Annotated in this window: 21 protein-coding genes and 1 tRNA gene; 10 read left to right on the top strand and 12 right to left on the bottom strand. The window is 68.7% G+C overall.

The window, feature by feature from the left end; all coding sequences use genetic code 11:
- Positions 1-29 precede the first annotated feature (29 nt).
- The 5 genes from OG474_RS18510 to OG474_RS18490 all read left to right on the top strand — a co-directional run bounded on the left by OG474_RS18510 (position 30) and on the right by OG474_RS18490 (position 3,519).
- The gene (locus OG474_RS18510; RefSeq protein WP_405063570.1) at positions 30-1,268 is read left to right on the top strand and encodes an MFS transporter; all 1,239 of its coding nucleotides are present in this window, start codon (positions 30-32) and stop codon (positions 1,266-1,268) included.
- Between the two features lie 2 nt (positions 1,269-1,270).
- Positions 1,271-1,423 carry a hypothetical protein gene (locus OG474_RS18505; RefSeq protein ID WP_405063569.1) on the top strand — a complete coding sequence of 51 codons (153 nt, stop codon included), beginning with the start codon at positions 1,271-1,273 and terminating at the stop codon, positions 1,421-1,423.
- Between the two features lie 283 nt (positions 1,424-1,706).
- Positions 1,707-1,901, top strand: coding sequence for a hypothetical protein (locus OG474_RS18500; protein WP_405063568.1), 195 nt, complete (start codon positions 1,707-1,709; stop codon positions 1,899-1,901).
- Positions 1,898-2,215 (top strand): hypothetical protein, encoded by a 318-nt coding sequence (locus OG474_RS18495; protein WP_405063567.1) that lies wholly within the window; start codon positions 1,898-1,900, stop codon positions 2,213-2,215. The genes OG474_RS18500 and OG474_RS18495 overlap by 4 nt, the downstream gene beginning before the upstream one ends.
- A gap of 443 nt (positions 2,216-2,658) precedes the next feature.
- On the top strand, positions 2,659-3,519 hold the full coding sequence (locus tag OG474_RS18490) for an aminoglycoside phosphotransferase family protein (protein WP_405063566.1): 861 nt from the start codon (positions 2,659-2,661) through the stop codon (positions 3,517-3,519).
- Here OG474_RS18490 and OG474_RS18485 read toward each other — a convergent pair.
- On the bottom strand, positions 3,516-4,934 hold the full coding sequence (locus tag OG474_RS18485) for an alpha/beta hydrolase (protein WP_405063565.1): 1,419 nt from the start codon (positions 4,932-4,934) through the stop codon (positions 3,516-3,518). The two genes, OG474_RS18490 and OG474_RS18485, sit on opposite strands and share 4 nt — an antisense overlap.
- Before the next feature lie 60 nt (positions 4,935-4,994).
- On the opposite strand from OG474_RS18485, the gene OG474_RS18480 reads away from it, so the two are divergent.
- On the top strand, positions 4,995-5,411 hold the full coding sequence (locus OG474_RS18480; protein WP_405063564.1) for a VOC family protein: 417 nt from the start codon (positions 4,995-4,997) through the stop codon (positions 5,409-5,411).
- Here the strand turns inward: OG474_RS18480 and OG474_RS18475 are convergent.
- Positions 5,368-5,730: a nuclear transport factor 2 family protein gene (locus OG474_RS18475; protein WP_405063563.1), complete on the bottom strand. Its 363-nt coding sequence runs from the start codon at positions 5,728-5,730 to the stop codon at positions 5,368-5,370. The two genes, OG474_RS18480 and OG474_RS18475, sit on opposite strands and share 44 nt — an antisense overlap.
- 110 nt (positions 5,731-5,840) lie before the next feature.
- Between OG474_RS18475 and OG474_RS18470 the strand changes: the two genes are divergently transcribed.
- Positions 5,841-6,623 carry a helix-turn-helix domain-containing protein gene (locus OG474_RS18470; protein ID WP_405063562.1) on the top strand — a complete coding sequence of 261 codons (783 nt, stop codon included), beginning with the start codon at positions 5,841-5,843 and terminating at the stop codon, positions 6,621-6,623.
- 102 nt (positions 6,624-6,725) lie between these two features.
- Here the strand turns inward: OG474_RS18470 and OG474_RS18465 are convergent, their stop codons facing one another.
- Together OG474_RS18465 and OG474_RS18460 are read right to left on the bottom strand one after the other, a co-directional pair.
- Positions 6,726-7,664, bottom strand: a complete 939-nt coding sequence (locus OG474_RS18465; protein ID WP_405063561.1) for a hypothetical protein — start codon at positions 7,662-7,664, stop codon at positions 6,726-6,728.
- Positions 7,664-8,179 carry a SigE family RNA polymerase sigma factor gene (locus OG474_RS18460; protein WP_405063560.1) on the bottom strand — a complete coding sequence of 172 codons (516 nt, stop codon included), beginning with the start codon at positions 8,177-8,179 and terminating at the stop codon, positions 7,664-7,666. Before OG474_RS18460 ends, OG474_RS18465 begins: the two co-directional genes overlap by 1 nt.
- Positions 8,180-8,349: 170 nt before the next feature.
- Between OG474_RS18460 and OG474_RS18455 the strand changes: the two genes are divergently transcribed.
- The gene (locus OG474_RS18455; RefSeq protein WP_405063559.1) at positions 8,350-9,525 is read left to right on the top strand and encodes a hypothetical protein; all 1,176 of its coding nucleotides are present in this window, start codon (positions 8,350-8,352) and stop codon (positions 9,523-9,525) included.
- Between the two features lie 61 nt (positions 9,526-9,586).
- Here the strand turns inward: OG474_RS18455 and OG474_RS18450 are convergent, their stop codons facing one another.
- The 5 genes from OG474_RS18450 to OG474_RS18430 all read right to left on the bottom strand — a co-directional run bounded on the left by OG474_RS18450 (position 9,587) and on the right by OG474_RS18430 (position 14,535).
- Entirely contained in the window at positions 9,587-10,108 is a 522-nt protein-coding gene (locus OG474_RS18450) for a hypothetical protein (protein WP_405063558.1), read from the bottom strand.
- Between the two features lie 72 nt (positions 10,109-10,180).
- Positions 10,181-10,597 carry a hypothetical protein gene (locus tag OG474_RS18445; protein ID WP_405063556.1) on the bottom strand — a complete coding sequence of 139 codons (417 nt, stop codon included), beginning with the start codon at positions 10,595-10,597 and terminating at the stop codon, positions 10,181-10,183.
- Entirely contained in the window at positions 10,594-11,106 is a 513-nt protein-coding gene (locus OG474_RS18440) for a SigE family RNA polymerase sigma factor (RefSeq protein WP_405063555.1), read from the bottom strand. Before OG474_RS18440 ends, OG474_RS18445 begins: the two co-directional genes overlap by 4 nt.
- 297 nt (positions 11,107-11,403) lie before the next feature.
- Positions 11,404-12,735, bottom strand: coding sequence for a diguanylate cyclase (locus tag OG474_RS18435; protein WP_405063554.1), 1,332 nt, complete (start codon positions 12,733-12,735; stop codon positions 11,404-11,406).
- A gap of 249 nt (positions 12,736-12,984) precedes the next feature.
- The gene (locus OG474_RS18430) at positions 12,985-14,535 is read right to left on the bottom strand and encodes a helicase HerA-like domain-containing protein (protein ID WP_405063553.1); all 1,551 of its coding nucleotides are present in this window, start codon (positions 14,533-14,535) and stop codon (positions 12,985-12,987) included.
- A 138-nt stretch (positions 14,536-14,673) separates the two neighbouring features.
- Between OG474_RS18430 and OG474_RS18425 the strand changes: the two genes are divergently transcribed.
- Both OG474_RS18425 and OG474_RS18420 read left to right on the top strand, forming a co-directional pair.
- The gene (locus tag OG474_RS18425) at positions 14,674-14,967 is read left to right on the top strand and encodes a type II toxin-antitoxin system VapB family antitoxin (protein ID WP_132409342.1); all 294 of its coding nucleotides are present in this window, start codon (positions 14,674-14,676) and stop codon (positions 14,965-14,967) included.
- A gap of 5 nt (positions 14,968-14,972) precedes the next feature.
- A complete protein-coding gene (locus tag OG474_RS18420; RefSeq protein WP_405063552.1) occupies positions 14,973-15,536 on the top strand; it encodes a LytR C-terminal domain-containing protein in 564 nt (187 codons plus the stop codon).
- Between the two features lie 257 nt (positions 15,537-15,793).
- Here OG474_RS18420 and OG474_RS18415 read toward each other — a convergent pair whose 3' ends face one another.
- The 3 genes from OG474_RS18415 to OG474_RS18405 form a co-directional block, all read right to left on the bottom strand.
- Positions 15,794-17,305 (bottom strand): potassium/proton antiporter, encoded by a 1,512-nt coding sequence (locus OG474_RS18415; protein WP_405063551.1) that lies wholly within the window; start codon positions 17,303-17,305, stop codon positions 15,794-15,796.
- A gap of 96 nt (positions 17,306-17,401) precedes the next feature.
- Positions 17,402-17,492: transfer RNA gene (locus OG474_RS18410), tRNA-Ser, on the bottom strand.
- Between the two features lie 13 nt (positions 17,493-17,505).
- On the bottom strand, positions 17,506-17,934 hold the full coding sequence (locus tag OG474_RS18405) for a nucleoside deaminase (RefSeq protein ID WP_405063550.1): 429 nt from the start codon (positions 17,932-17,934) through the stop codon (positions 17,506-17,508).
- Positions 17,935-17,940 lie beyond the last annotated feature (6 nt).

The raw sequence follows: 17,940 nt of genomic DNA, 5'->3' as shown, positions 1-17,940 counted from the left end.
TTGTGTTCTGTCAGGATACGTTCCGCGGCATGAACGGCGACTTTCGGCGATTGTGGATCAGCAGCGGGGTGTCCGGCATCGGCTCCTGGCTGCTGGTGATCGCCCTGCCGGTGCAGGTGTTCACGCTGACCGGTTCGGCGGCGGCCACCGGGCTGACGTTGGCCTTGGAGGCCCTGCCTCCACTCCTGCTCGGGCCCTGGGCCGGCGCCCTGCTGGACCGGTGGGACCTGTCCCGGGCGCTCTGGATCGCCGATCTGGTCAGCGCGGCCGCCGTGGCGGTGATCCTGTTCGCCAACGCGGATCGGATCTGGCTGATCTACCTGGCCATCCTGGTCGAGAGCGCGGCCGCCACGGTGTTCCGGCCCGCATCCCGCGCGCTGATCCCAGCCGTGGTGGGCACCGGCCCGGAGCTGGCCAAGGCCAACGCACTCACCGCCACGACCGCCAGCATCATCCGCCTGGCCGCACCACCACTCGGCGCACTCCTCCTGACCGGCCCAGGCATGACCACCGTCCTGCTGATCGACATCGTCAGCTACCTGTTGTCGGCAGCAATCATCGCGACGATCCGGCCACGCCGCCGCGCGGAGCCGACAGCAGTGGGAGTGCGCCCCGGCGTCCAGTACGTCGTACGCCACCGGGCCCTGCGCGGAATTCTGCTCGGCCAGACGCTCTTCCTGACCGCCAATGCCGGCCTGACCGCACTCCTGGTGCCCTTCACCGTGGAACGCCTGCACGCACCAGGCGCCACCATCGGCTACCTCATCTCGGGGCTCGGCGCCGGCTACCTCCTCGGCGCCACCCTGAGCTCGAAAGCTCAGTCCTGGCTGGGCATTCGCGAGCTCCTGGTGACAACCCAGCTAGCCACCGCCGCCGCGTTCTTCCTCCTCGTCAACTCCCCGAACGTCGCCTGCGCGATCGGCGCCGCCGTCCTGATCGGCTTCCCCGGGAGCATCCTGCTGATCACCGCCGAGACCTGCATCCAACGGACCGCGCCGGCAGCCATGCTCGCCCGCATCGGCGCGCTGTTCTTCGCCGCCGATTCACTCGCCCTGATCATCGGCGCGCTCGTCGCGCCGGCCGTCACACTGCTCATCGGCCTGCCGACGGCCCTGAACACCATCGCGGGGTTCGCCGCGATCGCCGGTGTGCTGACGCTCCTCGCCGTGCCAGGTCATCCGGCGGCATTCACCCGGCCTGCACCACCGAAGCCACCGAAGCCGACGGAGCAGCCGTCGCAGCCGCGTCGTACCGAGCTCGGGAGGTAGCGATGGCCGCCGTACTGGCGACCGCGGACGAGTTGACGACCGATGCCTTCCGCAACGGTCTCCTGGTGCCGCTGGTCGCGACCGTCGTCGGAGCCGGCGTCGCGGCCGGTGGATTACGGATGCCGGTGCGTGACCGAATGGCCGCGAAGGGTTAGCAGGAAGTGCGACATTTCCACCTGACTCGAAACGTGCCGCAGGCTGCCAAATCGTTATTGGTAAATCCCTGCCAACATTCTTGACAGGTCATTCCCGACGGCGGATAAGCGGTCCGCGAGACCGCTCTGACCAGGGGATTCGTAGGGTTTCCCTACTCTGCGTCAAGGCTCTGTAAAGGTCCCTACGAAAGTGTTCCTGCGGGAGCAGTGATGAGGTGTTCTTTTCTCAGCACCGGACAAAGCCGTCCGGGGAGCCGACCGAGACTGCCGAAGGACCCCGCTGATGACCGAGACGCTGGAAACCCCCGCCACGCACCGTCGGGTGCGGGTTTGGTTCGGCGCTCACCCGATCGCGGACCACACCGCCACAGCGGAGCAGGCAGCGCAGTACGAGGAAGCCATGCAGCGGCGTTTCGCGTCCCTCCGGGTGACGAGCGAGCCGGTGCCGGCGGTCGTTGTGGCAGGGCCGGGTCAATGACGACCCGGCCGACGCTGCTCGGATATGTGCGGGCCGACGCGCTGAGTTGCGCGGAGGAGCTGGCCGCGGCGACGGATTCCCTCGCCGCCTTCGCCAGCGCCGAGGGATTCACCCTCGGCACGGTCTACACCGAGCGCGACACGGCCGAATCCGCGGCGTTCCACGCACTGCTCGAGGAGGTGAAGCGGTCCGATGTCAGGGCGGTCGTCGTGCCCGCGATGCACCACCTCGGATCGGTCGGCACCCCGGCTGCTCTACGGCAGCACCTCGAGTTCCACCAGGCACACGTCTGGGCGGCGAACCCGGGAGCGTAACAACTCAACAGACAAGCGGAGCTGACGTCTTGACCCCTGCATCGGCGTCGGTTCCGCTCTCCACCTCCACAGCTGCACCGGGAATGCTCGGGCGGTAGTGGACCACCAAGGCCCCACCGGCTGCTACCGGTGGGGCCTTGTCGATTGCCCTGGGCAACTATTTGCCCGAACCCCCGGCATGTTCGATGAACGTCAAGTTTTCGGATCGTCCCGCGTGCGTCGAGGTGTGCTCGGCGCCGGAATGGGGTACCACTAGGTCGTCCCGCGGTTCAGTCAGTGTCATTCGGGCATGGGTGAGACTCACCGAGCCGCGAGTTCTCCCACTGAGGGGCGGGAGAACGACCGGCCCCGGCGGGCGCATCCCAGGTGCGCCCGCCGTGTTCGGGTCAGGCCCCCGAGAAACTCGCTTCCCGGAAGCGACGCGCTGAACCTAGGCTCCACGGATGATCGAGGTCCCGGACGAGTTTCGGCAGATGCCCCGCTGGTGGCACGACGGCAGCACCTGGCTGGACGCGCTTCCAGGATTGGTGGCCACCCAGTGCGCGACCTGGAGCCTGCAGGTCAACGGCCCCCTTGCCTGGGGTTCGAACGCGCTGGTGATCCCCGTGACCCGCGGCACCGACGAGTTCGTCCTCCGGATGACCCCGCCTGGTCCTGAGGTCGACGTGTTGGCCGACGCACTCCGCTGGTGGGACGGCCGCGGCATGGTCTACCTGTACGACGCCGACGTGACGACCGGGGCGATGCTGCTCGAACGGCTCTCCACCCCACTCGCCACCCGCCCGCTCGGGGAGGCGATGGCGGTCCTCGGCCAGGTGATGCGACGACTCGCCGTACCGCCGAAGCCGGAGGCTCGTTCCACCGGAGAGATCGTGCGGCAGCGGTCGGTCGAACTGGAGAGGCAGTGGGAGGAGCTCGGACGCCCGTTCGATGCCGCGTTCCTGCGGGTGGCGCTCGAGATCGCGCCACAGCTCACCGACCCGGCGACGGATCTCTCGGTCAACGGCGATCTGCACGTCCACCAGGTGCTGGCCGGCACCCGCGAGCCGTGGGTGACGGTCGATCCCGTGCTGTACCGCGGTGACATCGAGTACGACCTCGGCCGGGTGCTGTGGATGCAGCTCGACGAGATGGCGGAGATCCCGCCGTACTTCGAGATCGTCGTCCAGGAAGCGGACCTGGTCCGGGACCGGGCCCGCGCCTGGACGGTGTTCCGTACGGTCGACTACTGGCTGTGGGGCCTCGGCAACGGCCTGACCGAGGACCCCGTGCGTTGCGAACGGCTACTCAAAGCACTGCTCTAGCGGCAGGCGTTCTTCGCGGGCAGGGTGCCGTTCAGGAAGTAGGCCGTGATGGCGGTGCGGGCGCAGTCGGAGTTGAGGTACGCCGTGTGCCCGTGGGCCTGCGCGATGAACAGGTGGCTGTTGTCGATCTGACGAGCCAGCCCTCGGGCCGCCGAGACCGGGGTCGACGGGTCATTGGACGACGCCGCGATCAGGATCGGCGGTACGCCGTGCACGGGCGTGCGCTGCCACGGGTTGCTCGGCGGGATCGGCCAGCCGGAGCAGGCCGCCGCCATCACCCAGCCCTCGACGGCAGCACCGACGCGCGGGGCGACGGCCTTGGCGAGGGCCATTCGGGCGCGGGCGTCGGCGTACCCCTTGAGTTCGCCGGGCAGGTCCATGCAGGAGACGGCCGCGTAGGCGCTCTCGAGGTTGCCGATGTAGCTGGCGGCGAAACCCGAGCCGTCGCCCTTGGTAGCGGCGTCGATCGCGCCGGCGAGGGCGGTCCAGTCACTGCCGAAAAGCTCGATCTTCGGCAGTAGCGCGGGCAGCGCCATCCGCATGACGTCGCCGGTAATCGGGCCGTTCGGACCGGTCAGCGGGGTCTTGTCCGCTTTGGCGACCGTCTGATCCCAGAGCGCGCCGACGTCCTGACCATGCAACGCACAGGCGGCGTCCGAAGCACACCAGTCGATGAACGCGTTGAACTCGCTCTCCATCGACCTGGCTTCCTCGAGCATGAAGCGCGTCGAACCCTGCGAGTGGTCGATGATCCCGTCGATCACCATCCGGTCGACGCGCTGCGGGAACATCTGCGCATAGATCGTGCCGAGGAACGACCCGTACGACAGGCCGAAGAAGCTCAGTTTGCGCTCCCCCAGCGCACCCCGGATCGCGTCGATGTCGCGCGCCACGGTCCGGGTGTCCAGGTTCCGCATCAGGTCGCCGTGCTGCTTCAGGCACTGCTCCCCGGTCTTCCGGCTCGACGCGACCATCGCGTCGTACTGCGCCTTGCTCTTCGGGAAGACCGGTACGCCGGGCCGCAGTACCGGACCGCAGTTCAGCTGGCTGCTCGCCCCGGTACCGCGTGGGTCGAAGCTGACCAGGTCGTAGGTGTCCCGGAGCTGACCAAGGAACGAATCAGCCAGGCCGGCCTCGAAGATCGACCCACCGGCTCCACCCGGGCCACCCGGGTTGAAGACCAGCGCCCCCCGCCTGTGCGCCTGGTCCCTGGCCGGCACCCGCACCACGAACACGGTGGTGGTCGGCCCCGACGGCTTGGCCCAGTTCAGCGGCACCTTCAGCGTCGCGCACTGTTCGATCGCCCCCGGCTTGCATTCCTTCCAGGCGAGCCCGGCCGCGGCCGCCGTACCGGCCGGCACCAGCCCGGCGAGCAGCACCCCTGCACCAAGCACCCCACTCAGCTGTCTCCACATACCCAGCAACCTACGATGCCCTCGGTCCACCGCCGGGCGGGGAAGTGGCATGCTCACGGTATGTCGCAGATCGTGTGGTGGGAGATCGAGACCTCAGCACCCGAGGTCTTCCAGCAGTTCCACGGCGCGTTGTGGGGTTGGACTTTCGAGCCGGCGTTCGCGGAGAGCGAGCTCGACGCCGACTACTGGATCATCAAGGTCGACGGCACGGGCATCGGCGGACTCCAACGCTCCACGAGCGACGCACGTCCACAGGTCGGCACCCGCCTGTACGTCGAGGTGGCCGATCTCGAGGAGGCTCTCCAAGAGGTCGAGCGTCGCGGTGGTCAGGTGGAGCGAGCGCGGACCGCGCTGGGCGGGGACGACCGATGGTTCGGCACCGCCCTCGACCCGGTCGGAGTCTCCTTCGGCCTGTGGACCTCACATCCGCCGGCTAGTGCTCCGGGGCGAAGTCGTGGAAGCCGATCATGTGGGTGATGCGGCCGTCGGGGTCGAGGTGGACGATGTCGGTGCCGCCGGCGACGGGCTCCTGGCCTTCGGCTTTGAGGTGCCAGGTCCAGCGGTGGTAGATGTGGTGGTCGTCGATGTCGCCGATGCGGACGAAGGACAGGCCGGGGAACATCTGCTGGGCGGCGCCCATCAGCTTGTTGAGTTCGTCGCGTCCGTGGGTCTCGAAGCTCGGGTCGACGAAGGTCGAGGTCTCGGACCAGGTCGCCGCGATCAGTTCGGCCCGGCGGTCGGCGTCGGGCTCGTTCCAGGTCGCGAAGTACTGGTCGGCGAGAGTCTGTGCGGTCATCGTTTCCTCCTGGTCGGTGCGGATGACCAGAAGCTTGCCGCCGGTACGGCGTCTGGTCGATGACGTCGGAGGTAATGGCGATGTCTACGTCGGCGGCTACCGTCTGAGGCATGACAGAGACCTTCCAGCGACCGGTCGGCGAGCTGCTGCGTGGCTGGCGCGAGCAGCGGCGGCTGAGTCAGCTCGACCTCGCGAACCGGGTCGAGGTGTCCACGCGGCACGTGAGCTTCGTCGAGACCGGCCGGTCCCAGCCGAGCCGGGAGATGGTCCTGCGGCTGGCCGAGCACCTCGACGTACCGCTGCGGGATCGCAACCAGCTCCTGCTGGCCGGCGGCTACGCGCCGATCTACACCGAGTCCTCGCTGCATTCGCCCGCCATGCTCGCGATCCGGTCCACCCTGCGCCGACTGCTCGAAGCGCATCAGCCCTATCCGGCTTTGGTGGTCGACCGCTGGTGGAACATCGTCGAGTTCAACTCCGGCATCAAGATCTTCACCGAGGACGTCGACGAACAGTTGCTCAAGGCACCTATCAACGCGCTCCGGCTGACCCTGCACCCGGACGGTCTCGCGCGCCGGATCACCAACCTGGCCGAGGTCCACGCCGCCGCGCTCACCAGCCTGCAACGCCAGGTGGTCAGCACCGCCGATCCCGAACTCCAGGATCTGTACGACGAACTCCGCAGCTACTCGACCGCCGATCAGCCGCTGCACCCCGGGCAGACGGAAGTCGTCCTACCGTTCAATCTCGACTACCAGGGCCACCGTCTCTCCCTGCTGACCATGATCGCGACCTTCGGCACCCCGCTCGACGTCACGGTCTCCGAGCTGATGATCGAGTCGTTCTACCCAGCCGACGAACAGACCGCCGAACTCCTCCGCGAGCTGGCATAGCAACGAAGCTCGGTGGCGTCGGCCTGCGCGGGCCGACGGAAATGGTGGTCACCGGCGAGCGGGAGGCTCCGCCCGCCGCCTGCTCGCCGGTGACCGGTTGCCCTACCGGCCTGAGGAGGGGTGGCCGGTCGGGAAGGTGGTCGGGAAGCTCGGCGTCGGAACGCTGGGCTTCGTGGTCGGGAAGGAGGGAATCGAAGGCTTGCCCTGCGGGTGCTTGCCCGGCTCGACGGTGACCTCGACGCCGCCGGAGACCTTGACGGTCGGAACGGCCGGCTTCGGCGCGTTCGGCTTCGGCGCGGGCACCGACGGCTTGCCGGGCTTACCCGGAACCGAAGGAACAGTCGGTACGCCGTGCACGCAGTCCGGAACCGTGGTCGGGACCTTGCCCGGCAGCGACGGCTTCGCGGTCGGCAGCGACGGCTTGCCCGGCAGTGAAGGCTTGGCGGTCGGCAGGGAAGGCTTGCCCGGCAACGACGGCTTCGCAGTCGGGAGCGAAGGTACGGACGGCTTCGTCGTCGGGAAGCTCGGCTTCGCGGTCGGCAGCGACGGCTTACCCGGCAGCGAAGGCTTCGCAGTCGGGAGCGACGGCTTGCCCGGCAAGGACGGCTTGGCGGTCGGAGCCGTCGGCAGGGAAGGCTTGGCCGGCAGCGAAGGCTTCGCAGTCGGCAGGGAAGGCTTCGCCGGCTGCTGGTTCGGGTCGATCGTCTTGTTGACCGAGATGGTCGCCACCGGCAGCTTCGGCTTGGCCGGAACGCTCGGCAGGCAGCTCGGGTCGACCGTCGGGGGCTTCGGGGTCTCGGCCGGTACGGCGACCACCGGCGGCTTCGGTGCACCGGCGAACAGGTTCTTCACCGGGGCCGGTCCACCGACCGCGGCGGACACCGTGGCCACCGTCCCGGCGAGCGCGGTCACACCGGCCGCGGCCAGACCGCGCCGTACCCAGGCACGCCGCTTGCCGCGCCGCATCAGGTCACCGGCATTCGGCGTGAACGGGTCCACGTCGTACTCGAGAGCGCTGCGTACCCGCTGCTCGTCACTCATCAGTTTCCTCCACTTACGCTGTCGATCAGGTCGGGTGCCAGACGCAACTTGGCCAGCGCCCGGGAGGCCGTCGACTTCACGGTCCCGGGAGCCATGCCCAGCAGCTCGGCTGTCTCGGCCTCGGAGAGATCCTGCGAGTAGCGCAGCGCGACGACGGCTCTCTCCCGAACAGTCAGACCGGCCAAGGCCGAGAGCACGGCCTCTCTGGTCTGCACCTGCTGGGCGAAGTCCGCTACCGCTCGCTGGTCCCAATCGTTCTCAACCGGATCACTGGGTACTTCGTTGTTCCAGCGCCGGCGGGCCTGGGTGAGGAACCGGTTGACCAGCACCCGCCGGACATAGCGAAGTTCATCGCCGTCCAGCTTGTGCCATTTCGGATACGACCTCATCAACGCCTGCTGCACCAGGTCCTCGGCGTGGTGCCGATCGCCGCAGAGCATCTCCGCGAAACGGAGCAGCGGGGTTGACTGGGTCTGCACGAAGCGCTCGAAATCGGCGTCCGCGGTCCGGGTCATCGAATCTCCTCAGCCTCTGTCACATCAGTCCAAACCCTTTGAGTGACCGACTAGGTTCTGTTGTGTCACCAACTCTCTGGAAGAAATTTGTTAACACGCTGTACAGAGGAGAGGTTTCTTTGTCACATTGGATCCCTGGAAGCACCTCACCGCCCCGGAGGTTCCGCGACATGCGTATCACCCGAACCACGAAACTCGCAGCCTGTCTGGTCACAGCTCTCACACTCTTGACGATCAGCCTGCCGAGCTCAGCCTCTCCACAGCCCGTCAGCAGCTCCAGCAACGTCCGGTACGACGGCAGCCGGATCATCCTCGGTGACGCGCCCGCCGCGATCGGGTCGGCCGGGATCAAGCAGCGCTCGGGCCTCGCCGAGCTCGCGCCGGTCCGGTTCGCCGCACCGACCTCGGCAGTCGTCGCCAACTACAGCACCGGTACGCCGGACGGTTCCGCGGCCGATGTCGACGTACGGGCTTGGGTCCACGACCGTTGGTCGGAGTGGACGCCGACGACGGCAGGCAAGCCGACCGCACTGCCTGGCGCGAGTGACCAGGTGCAGTTGCGGATCATCGTCAGCGCACCGCCGACCGGTGCGCAGCCGTGGGTCAGCGACGTGACCGTCCAGCCGACCGACAAGGTGGCGCCCAGCGGAATGACTGTCCAGGCCGCGCCGCTCAAGTCCCGCGTCTTCGCCACTCGCGAAGGCCTCGTCGGCGGTACGACGGCGAACGGCCACGTGATCGTCAGCCGGGACCACTTCGTCGCACTGCCCTCTCGCCGCGGTCTGGCGAGCAACGGCTCCGGCAACTACTCGGTCAAGGTCTGTACGGCGTCGCGCTGCGCCTTCGAGCCGGTCTGGGACGTCGGCCCGTGGAACACCAAGGACGACTACTGGAACCCGAGCGCCACCCGCGAGACCTTCAAGGACCTGCCGCAGGGCAAGCCCGAGGCGCAGGCGGCGTACGAGAACGGTTACAACGGCGGGAAGGACGGCTCCGGCCGCAAGGTCGCGAACCCGGCCGGCATCGACCTTGCCGACGGCACCTTCTGGGACGCGCTCGGCATGTCCAACAACGGCTTCGTCGACGTCACCTATCTGTGGACCGGCGACGGCGGCCGCGGCACGGTCTCGATCACGTCCGGCTACCTGAACCTGCGCAACAGCGCCAGCTCGGCCGGTGCCGTCGTGGGCATGGCCGGCAAGTCGGCCCAGGTCACGGTCGAATGCCAGACCACCGGCCAGAGCGTCTCCGGGTCGCAGGGCACCAGCAACGTCTGGCTCCGCGTCCACGCGGGCATGTACGTCGCGAAGGCGTGGGTCTCGGCCGGCACCTTCGGCGCCTGCTGACATCCACTGAGAGAACGGAGCGCCGTGCGGTCCACAGTCCGGGATCGCACGGCGCTTCTCGTTACTTGCCCGGTGACTTGGTCGCGGGCGGCTGCGGCGCGTTGCTCGGCGTCGGCTGCTGCGGGCGCTTGGTCGGCGGCTCCAGCGGCGACGGCGTATCCGTCGGGGCCGGCCGCGGCGCGTTGCTCGGCGTCGGCTGCTGCGGGCGCTTGGTCGGCGGCTCCAGCGGCGACGGCGTATCCGTCGGGGCCGGCCGCGGCGCGTTGCTCGGCGTCGGCTGCTGCGGGCGCTTGGTCGGCGGCTCCAGCGGCGACGGCGTAGCGGTCGGCGGCATCGGAGGCGGTGTGGCCGCATCGCTCGGCACCTCCGCCGGCCGCGGCGTCGCGGTCGGCGGCTCGACCGGCGGCGGTGTCGGCGCATCGCTCGGCACCTGGCTCGGGGTCGCCGACGCCGGTACCGGCTTGGTGTCGCCACCGCTGCGCGCCATCGCCGTACCGGCCACTGCCACCAGCACCACCGCTGCAGCCGCGACACCGCCCAGCACGATCCGGGTCGTGCGTCGCTTCCGGACTACTTCATCCATTTGTTGCCCTCCGCCACCAATTCGTCGTTCGGTCGGGCTGAAGGACGCGACCCGGCGGCGAAAAGGTTCTGCTCAGCCAGGAACCCGATTCGGCGTCGGTACGTCGGGCGCCTTGCTCGGAGTGTTGGTCGGCGGCGTCTGCGGACTTTCCGGCGATCCCGGCGGTGTCCGGGGCGTGTCGCTCGGCGTCGGCGTTGCAGGGGGCGGTGTCTGCGTCGATGGCGTGCTCGGCAGCCCGCTCGGTGTGTGCGGCGTCCGGCTCGGCGTTGTCACCGGCCCCGGCCCCGCGGGCTGCGGCACACTGCCGGAGCCCGGGCCGAGCGCGAATCCCGCCGCGGCCACCGCAACCACGGCCACCGAGGCGGCCCCAACGGCCAGCCCATGAACCTTGCGGCGCCGACGGGCCCCGGCGATCACTCGCATCGGGTCCAGCGGCGCAATGCTGCCGTCCGGAGCCAATGCAGTCCGCAGCTCGTCCTCGGTGTTCATCGCGTCACCCCACTCAGTTCCGGCGCAGCTCGCAGCTTGTCGAGGGCCCGGGCATTCGCACTCTTCACCGTACCGACCGCGATCCCCAGCACCGCAGCTGTCTCCCGCTCCGTCAGATCCTCGACATACCGCAGTACGACGATCGCCCGCTCCCGACGGCTCAACGTGGCCAGTGCGGCCCCGACCGTCAGCCGGCGATCGACCGCCCCGGACTGGTCGGCCACCGGGGTGTCGAGGACCAGCAGGTCCAGTTCGGCCGTGGCACCGGCCGGCCGCTCGCGCCACGGGCGACGCCGTACCCAGGAGAGGTGCTGGTTGACCACGGCCTGCCGCACATACGCGAAGGGGTCGGCCAACTCGATCCGGTCCCATCGCAGGTAGGCCTTCTCCAGCGCGTTCTGCACCAGGTCCTCGGCCAGGCCGGCATCGCCACAGAGCATCCGGGCGAAGTGCACCAACCGTCCGGACCTGGCCAGCACAAACGCCGTGAAGTCGTCGTCACGACTCATTCGCTCTCCGTCCACAGTGATCACACTCAGGACGCGACGGCGGACGAAAAGGTTCTGCCATCTGGGGAGAATTTCCGGCCTTGAGCACCCACCAGCCATCTCGCCACCGGAAAAGTGGTTGATGCGTGCCCAAGGTCGACAGATCTCCCCAGTCCCGGAGCCGGGTTCAGGCGCCGCAATCGGGGGTGCGCAGACCCCACGGGGGGCTTGAACAGGTAATGCCTTGTTCCAGCCCACCATTGCCTGTTCACACCCCCGACAAGTGGTCGCGCGGCGACCGCGACCCCACGTGCGGGGCTAGGAGTGATCGGTGGGAGCCGCGGCGCCGCTCGCGACCGGGCGAGCGGCCGGCTTGGGCGCGGTCATCGGCGAGAGGTCCGCGGCCAGGCGGACGCGGTTGCGGCCGGCGGCCTTGGCGGCGTACATGGCGCGGTCGGCGCACTGCAGCAGGTCGTCGACGGTAATGCCGTCGGCCGGGTAGACCGAGACGCCGATCGAGACGGTCAGGTGGAACGTGTTGAGATCCAGGTCCGGACTGTCGAGGACACCGGCGCACATCGCGGCCAGCGGGCTACCCGCGACCGCGTTGCGCAGTCGGTCTGCGGTGACTGTGGCCTCGTCGATCCCGGTGTCGGGCAGCGCGATCACGAACTCCTCGCCGCCGAACCGGCCGATCACGTCCTTGGCCCGGATCGCACTGCGCAGGATCGTCGCGACCGCCCGCAGCGCCTCGTCGCCGACCAGGTGCCCGTGCCGGTCGTTGACCTGCTTGAAGTGGTCGATGTCGATCAGCAGCACGGCCATCGGCTCGCGCTGGGTCCGCGCCCGGCGCAACATCTCCTCGGTCTGCCGGCGCCACCAGTCGACCCGGGTCAAGCTGGTCTTCGGATCGGTCTGCGCCTCGGACTCCAGCTGGCCGAGCAGCAGCGCGCGCTGCGCGGTCAGCGTGATCGGGATCGCCACGAACGCGAACCACGGGCTGATCAGGCACGCACCGGCCAGCAGACAGCCGAACATGGCGGCCGTCGCGTCGATGCAGAGGTCGTCGATCCCGCCGACCGTCTCCTGGCGGCTGCTGCCCGGAACGATCAGCGAGATGGCCAGGCCGCAGAGCAGGGTGTCGGTCGCCACGAATGTGATCGCCGTGACCACCATCGAGGCGACCAGGGCCAGCTCGCTACCGCCGAACAGGTCGCGCGCGGAGCTGAAGACCGCGTGCGCGGCACCGACGGCCAGCACGTGCACCGAGGTCGAGAAGGCCCACCGGTAGGGGATGCACTTGCCGGCGCGGATCCGCCACCAGATCCGGAGCAGCACCACGACGAGGATCGCCAGCGCCGGATGCAGGATGATCGCGGCCGCGATCATCCAGGCCGGGGCGAGGTCCTTGTGCAGCGCGCCGCCGCGGCGGCGCCGGTTCTCCACCCGGCGGGCGCCTTCGACCGCGATCAGGGCCGAGACGGTGAGCGCGGCCACCAGGTCGATCCCGTGCCAGCTCGGCAGCTCGGTGAACGCCTGGACGCCGTACCCGAGGGCCGCGAAGTCGACGAGCACGACGAAGACGAACGCCGGGACCGTCAGGGTCCAGAGCGCCCATTTCCGTACCGATCGCCTACTCTGCGCAACCATTACCCCCACGGTACGACGAGTAGGCGCATCGTCCCAATCCGCGACGGAGCGGCCCGGATGACAATGTGGAAACGATGATCAATGCCGTCGGATTCAGTCGTTTGATCAATCATCAAACGTAAAAACCTTTATCTGACTAGGTTTTTACACGGACCGAACGGTCTCGATAAGTCTTCCCGGGAAGCCCCGAAGAGACCGCAGGATCGGCGGCCGGGTCTGCTCAGCGGACCGGGCTCACCCCTGGACCGACTACTTGCGGCGACGAGCGGCGCCGAACAGGCCGCGGACGATCTCCCGGCCGGCGGTCCGGGCGAACTGCTTGAACGCCGACGAGCCGATCACCTGCTCGACCATCGACTTCTCCGGCTTCGGCGCCCGGCCGCGCGGCGCGGACTGCTCCTGCGGCTGCTGCTGCTTGGCCTGCTCCTCGGCCTGGGCCTGCTCGGCGCCTGCCTGCACCTTCTTGGCGAGGATCTCGTACGCCGACTCCCGGTCGAGGACCTGTGAGTACTTGGCGTTGTTCGGCGAGGCCTGCACCGAGGCGGTCATCTGGTCCGCCGCGGCCGGAGCCATCAGCGACAGCGGCGCCCGCAGCCGGGTCCAGGCGACCGGGGTCGGCGCGCCCTTCTCGTTCATCACGGTCACGATCGCCTCGCCGATCCCGAGCTGGGTGAGCACCTCACCGAGGTCGTACGCCGAGTTCGGGAAGGTCGACACGGTCGCCTTCAGCGCCTTCGCGTCGTTCGGGGTGTGCGCGCGCAGCTGGTGCTGGACGCGCGAACCGAGCTGGGCGAGCACGTCGTCCGGCACGTCCTTCGGGGTCTGGGTGACGAAGAAGACGCCGACACCCTTCGACCGGATCAGCCGGACGGTCTGCGCGATCGAGTCCAGGAACGCCTTCGAGGCGTCGTTGAACAGCAGGTGCGCCTCGTCGAAGAAGAAGACCAGCTTCGGCTTGTCCGCGTCGCCGACCTCGGGCAGGTCGTGGAACAGGTCGGCCAGCAGCCACATCAGGAAGGTCGAGAACAGCGCCGGCCGGTCCTGCAGGTTCGGCAGCTCGAGCAGCGAGATCAGGCCCTTGCCGTCGCGCTGCGCCAGCAGGTCCGCGGTGTCGAACTCCGGCTCCCCGAAGAACGCCTCGGCGCCCTGGTCGGCGAACCCGATCAGCGCCCGCAGGATCACACCCGCCGTGGCCGCGGACAGACCGCCGAGGTCCTTCAGGTCGGCCTTGCCCTCGTCGCTGGCCAGGTGCGTGATGACCGAGCGCAGGTCCTTCAGGTCGAGCAGCGTCAGGCCCTGCTTGTCGGCGTAGTGGAAGATCAGCCCGAGCGACGACTCCTGGACGTCGTTCAGCCCCAGCACCTTCGACAGCAGCACCGGCCCGAACGACGTGACCGTGGCCCGGATCGGGATCCCGGTGCCCTGGCCGCCGAGCGCGTAGAACTCGGTCGGGAAGCCGGTCGCGGCCCACTCCTGACCGATCGTCTTGGTCCGGGCCAGCAGCTTCTCGTTGCTCTCGCCCGGCTGCGAGATCCCGGACAGGTCGCCCTTGATGTCGGCGGCGAACACCGCGACCCCGGCCGCGGACAGCTGCTCGGCCATCAGCTGCAGCGTCTTCGTCTTACCGGTACCGGTCGCACCGGCCACCAGCCCGTGCCGGTTCACCATCGACAACGGAATCCGGACCGCGGCCTCCGGTTTCGGTTCACCGTCGACCAGCAGCGCGCCGAGCTCGATCGCCGCCCCTTCGAACGCATACCCCTGCTTGACGGTCTCGACGACATCGCCTGTCTCGGTCATGCGCGCATGCTAATACCTCAACATCTACAACCTGGGTATGACGTGTTTCTCATCCAAAAGGTTGAGTCTTGGTGCTGGGTGGTTTCGGTGACGTTCATGACCTCTCACGCGACCTCTGACAACGCTAGACTTCGGTGGGTGATCTTCAAGCGTGTCGGGGAGGAAAGGCCGTACCCGGAGCACGGGCTCAAGCCGAAGGACTGGTCGTCGCTGCCACCACGGCAGGTGCGGCTGGACCAGCTGGTGACGACCAAGGGCACGCTCGACCTGAACGCGCTGCTCGACGAGGACTCGACGTTCTACGGCGACCTGTTCGCCCACGTCGTCGAATGGAGGGGTGAGATGTTCCTCGAGGACGGATTGCACCGCGCGCTGCGAGCGGCACTGCAGCAGCGGCTGGTTCTGCACGCCCGGGTCCTGGTCGTGGACTGATCACGATGACCGCCCTTCAACCCCAGCCCCGGCCGCAGCTGCGGATCCACTGGCGCACGCCCATCACCATGGTCATCCTGCTGGTGATCCTGGTCGGCGGCGCCTGGTGGGGCTGGAACTCGCTGAGCAACAGCAGCGCCGGCCCGACCTGCGTCGACCAGCAGCTGCCGAACAACCGCCTGGTCCCCAAGCAGGTCTCGGTGAACGTCTACAACGGCGGCGCCAAGGGCGGCACGGCCGCAGCCGTCGCGGATCAGCTGCGCAAGCGCGGCTTCCACGTCGCCAAGGTCGCCAACGAGCCGAACGGCAACAAGGTCGAGACCGTGGAGATCCGGGGCAACGCCAACACCGCCCCCGAGCTTCAGCTGGTAGCCGGCCAGACCGCCCAGAAGGCCGTCCCCGTGGCCGACGGCCGCGACAGCCACACCGTGGACCTCGTCGTCGGCACCAAGTACACCAAACTCAACGCCAAGGGCCTGGCCTCCGTAGCCGTCGCCCCCGGCAGCTCCGTCTGCCTCCCCACCATCTACACCCCCCAGCCTGTCCCGAAGGGGCAAAATCCCAACTAGGGCGTGTCTCTAAAGCCTAATGCGTCATCAACATGCCCTAGTTGTGGCCGGAGACAGGCAGGCAGGGCTGGAGACCTGTGGTTCGAGGTCCCTCGCAACCGTTACCTGTCTTCGGCCGCCGCCCCCGCCTCCTCAACGACCGCATCACCGAGCCGACAGCCGGGGGTTTGAACAGGAACTGGTGGGGGCGGACAGGTCATAACTTGTTCAAGCCCACCCTGCGGTGTCGACGCCCCCGACGGCTGGCTCGCCAATTGTCAGTGGTTTTCGCGGCCTTTTTCGCCGAACCAACCGGCTAGGCGGCCGGCTCGGGAGATGGCTCGGAGGCGGCGGGCGGTCTGGTCGCGGAGCGGGCTGGGGGCTACGACGAGGAGGGAGTCGCCGGCGCGGAGGACGGTTCGGCGTTCGGGGACGAAGGCTTCGTCGCGGCGGATGATCAGCGAGACGGAGACGCCCGCGGGGAGGCGGAGTTCGCCGACCTCGACGCCGGCCAGGCGGGACTCGCTGGGGACGTGCACCTGGAGCATGTCGGCGCCGAGGGACTCCAGGGGCGCGACGTCGATCTCGACCTCGAAGGCGGCGTTCTCGTCGAGGACGCCGAGTTTGCGGGCCAGCCAGGGCAGGGAGGGGCCTTGGAGGAGGGTGAAGAGCAGGACCAGGACGAAGACGATGTCGAAGATCCTGGTGGCCTGCGGAACCTGCTCGGCCAGCGGGATGGTGGCCAGGACGATCGGTACGGCGCCGCGCAGGCCGGCCCAGGAGATGAACGCCTGCTCCTGCCACGGCATCTTGAACGGCAGCGTCGACACCACGACCGCGAGCAGCCGCCCCACGACCGTGACGGCGATCCCGATCACCAGGGCGATCATGACGTCGTTCAGGCCGATCCGGCCCGGCGAGGCGAGCAGGCCGAGCATCACGAACAGCCCGATCTGCGCCAGCCAGGCCAGCCCGTCCACGAACGAGCGGGTCGCCATCCGGTGCGGCAGCTCCGCCTTCCCGAGCACGAGCGAGGTCACGTAGACGGCGGCGAACCCCGAAACGTGGAGCAGCACGGTGCCACCGGCGTACGAGATGATCGCCAGCGAGACGACGGCGAGCGGATACAGACCGGCGGAGCCGAGAGCGACCCGGCGGATCAGGCCGACGCTGATCCAGCCGATCACGAACCCGAACAGCGCGCCGATCACCAGCTCATAGGCCACCAGCCCGGTGAAATACAGCCAGCCGTGCTCGCTCGTGGCGCCCGTGCTGACCAGAGTGACCAGCAGAACGGTCGGAGCGTCGTTCAGACCGGACTCGGCCTCCAGAGCACCCCGCAACCGCGGTCTGATCGGCACCCGCCGCAGCACCGAGAAGACCGCCGCCGCATCGGTCGGCGACGTCACCGCCCCGATCAGTACGGCGATCTGCCAGTCCAGCCCGAGGATGTAGTGCGCGATGCAGGCCACCACACCGACGCTGATCGCCACGCCGACCGTGGCCAGCACGAGCCCGAGCGGCATCACCGGGCGGACTTCGTTCCAGCGGGTGGTCAGACCGCCCTCGGTCAGGATGATCACCAGCGCGGCGAACCCGAGCGCGTGCGCGATCTGGGCGTCCTCGAAGTGAATGTGCCCCGGCCCGGACTCACCGAGGAGCAGACCCATCCCGAGGTAGATGAGCAGCGACGGCAGGCCGAGCCGTCCGGACAGGCGGACGGCGACCACCGCGACCAGCAGCACCACGGCTCCGGCCAACAGGATCTGGTCGAGCTCTGCCACGTTCACGGTTGGGGCCTTTCCGCTCAGGTCCCGAGATACGAAGACCCTGACGCATCACACAGCATCAGGGTCTTCGGTCCTACGTCCACTCCGGAGAGTGGTTGGCGGTGGCGGAGGGATTTGAACCCTCGGATGGGGGGTACCCATCACGCGCTTTCGAGGCGCGCTCCTTCGGCCGCTCGGACACGCCACCGCCGCAGAGGCTATCAAGACCTGTGCCCGGAAAAGAAATCGCGGAGCCGCGCACCCGCCTCATCGGCCATCACGCCGCCGTACACCTCGGGCCGATGGTTCAGCCGGCGGTCCCGGACGACGTCCCACAAGGACCCGACGGCACCGGCCTTCTCGTCGTACGCCGCGAAGATCAGCCGCTCGATCCGGGACAGCACGATCGCCCCCGCGCACATCGTGCAGGGCTCGAGAGTGACCACCAGCGTGCACCCGGTGAGCCGCCATTCGCCGACGTGCTGGGCGGCCGCGCGGAGCGCCAGCACCTCGGCATGCGCGGTCGGGTCGCCGGTCGTCTCCCGCTCGTTGTGCCCGCGACCGATCACTTCGCCCTCGGCGTCGATCACCAACGCACCGATCGGTACGTCGGGCAGCGCCAGCTCGGCCTCGTCCAGGGCCACCGTCATCAGCCG

This window comes from Kribbella sp. NBC_01505 (assembly GCF_045040285.1).
Lineage (GTDB): Bacteria > Actinomycetota > Actinomycetes > Propionibacteriales > Kribbellaceae > Kribbella.
Note: the sequence above shows the minus strand (reverse complement) of the source record. Positions and strands in the feature narration are given on the sequence as shown.

Excerpts from the sequence above, each read along its gene's own strand:
- OG474_RS18510 (WP_405063570.1), top strand. The coding sequence starts at position 30 with ATGAACGGCGACTTTCGGCGATTGTGGATCAGCAGCGGGGTGTCCGGC.
- OG474_RS18505 (WP_405063569.1), top strand. The coding sequence starts at position 1,271 with ATGGCCGCCGTACTGGCGACCGCGGACGAGTTGACGACCGATGCCTTC.
- OG474_RS18500 (WP_405063568.1), top strand. The coding sequence starts at position 1,707 with ATGACCGAGACGCTGGAAACCCCCGCCACGCACCGTCGGGTGCGGGTT.
- OG474_RS18495 (WP_405063567.1), top strand. The coding sequence starts at position 1,898 with ATGACGACCCGGCCGACGCTGCTCGGATATGTGCGGGCCGACGCGCTG.
- OG474_RS18490 (WP_405063566.1), top strand. The coding sequence starts at position 2,659 with ATGATCGAGGTCCCGGACGAGTTTCGGCAGATGCCCCGCTGGTGGCAC.
- OG474_RS18485 (WP_405063565.1), bottom strand. The coding sequence starts at position 4,934 with ATGTGGAGACAGCTGAGTGGGGTGCTTGGTGCAGGGGTGCTGCTCGCC.
- OG474_RS18480 (WP_405063564.1), top strand. The coding sequence starts at position 4,995 with ATGTCGCAGATCGTGTGGTGGGAGATCGAGACCTCAGCACCCGAGGTC.
- OG474_RS18475 (WP_405063563.1), bottom strand. The coding sequence starts at position 5,730 with ATGACCGCACAGACTCTCGCCGACCAGTACTTCGCGACCTGGAACGAG.
- OG474_RS18470 (WP_405063562.1), top strand. The coding sequence starts at position 5,841 with ATGACAGAGACCTTCCAGCGACCGGTCGGCGAGCTGCTGCGTGGCTGG.
- OG474_RS18465 (WP_405063561.1), bottom strand. The coding sequence starts at position 7,664 with ATGAGTGACGAGCAGCGGGTACGCAGCGCTCTCGAGTACGACGTGGAC.
- OG474_RS18460 (WP_405063560.1), bottom strand. The coding sequence starts at position 8,179 with ATGACCCGGACCGCGGACGCCGATTTCGAGCGCTTCGTGCAGACCCAG.
- OG474_RS18455 (WP_405063559.1), top strand. The coding sequence starts at position 8,350 with ATGCGTATCACCCGAACCACGAAACTCGCAGCCTGTCTGGTCACAGCT.
- OG474_RS18450 (WP_405063558.1), bottom strand. The coding sequence starts at position 10,108 with ATGGATGAAGTAGTCCGGAAGCGACGCACGACCCGGATCGTGCTGGGC.
- OG474_RS18445 (WP_405063556.1), bottom strand. The coding sequence starts at position 10,597 with ATGAACACCGAGGACGAGCTGCGGACTGCATTGGCTCCGGACGGCAGC.
- OG474_RS18440 (WP_405063555.1), bottom strand. The coding sequence starts at position 11,106 with ATGAGTCGTGACGACGACTTCACGGCGTTTGTGCTGGCCAGGTCCGGA.
- OG474_RS18435 (WP_405063554.1), bottom strand. The coding sequence starts at position 12,735 with ATGGTTGCGCAGAGTAGGCGATCGGTACGGAAATGGGCGCTCTGGACC.
- OG474_RS18430 (WP_405063553.1), bottom strand. The coding sequence starts at position 14,535 with ATGACCGAGACAGGCGATGTCGTCGAGACCGTCAAGCAGGGGTATGCG.
- OG474_RS18420 (WP_405063552.1), top strand. The coding sequence starts at position 14,973 with ATGACCGCCCTTCAACCCCAGCCCCGGCCGCAGCTGCGGATCCACTGG.
- OG474_RS18405 (WP_405063550.1), bottom strand. The coding sequence starts at position 17,934 with ATGACGGTGGCCCTGGACGAGGCCGAGCTGGCGCTGCCCGACGTACCG.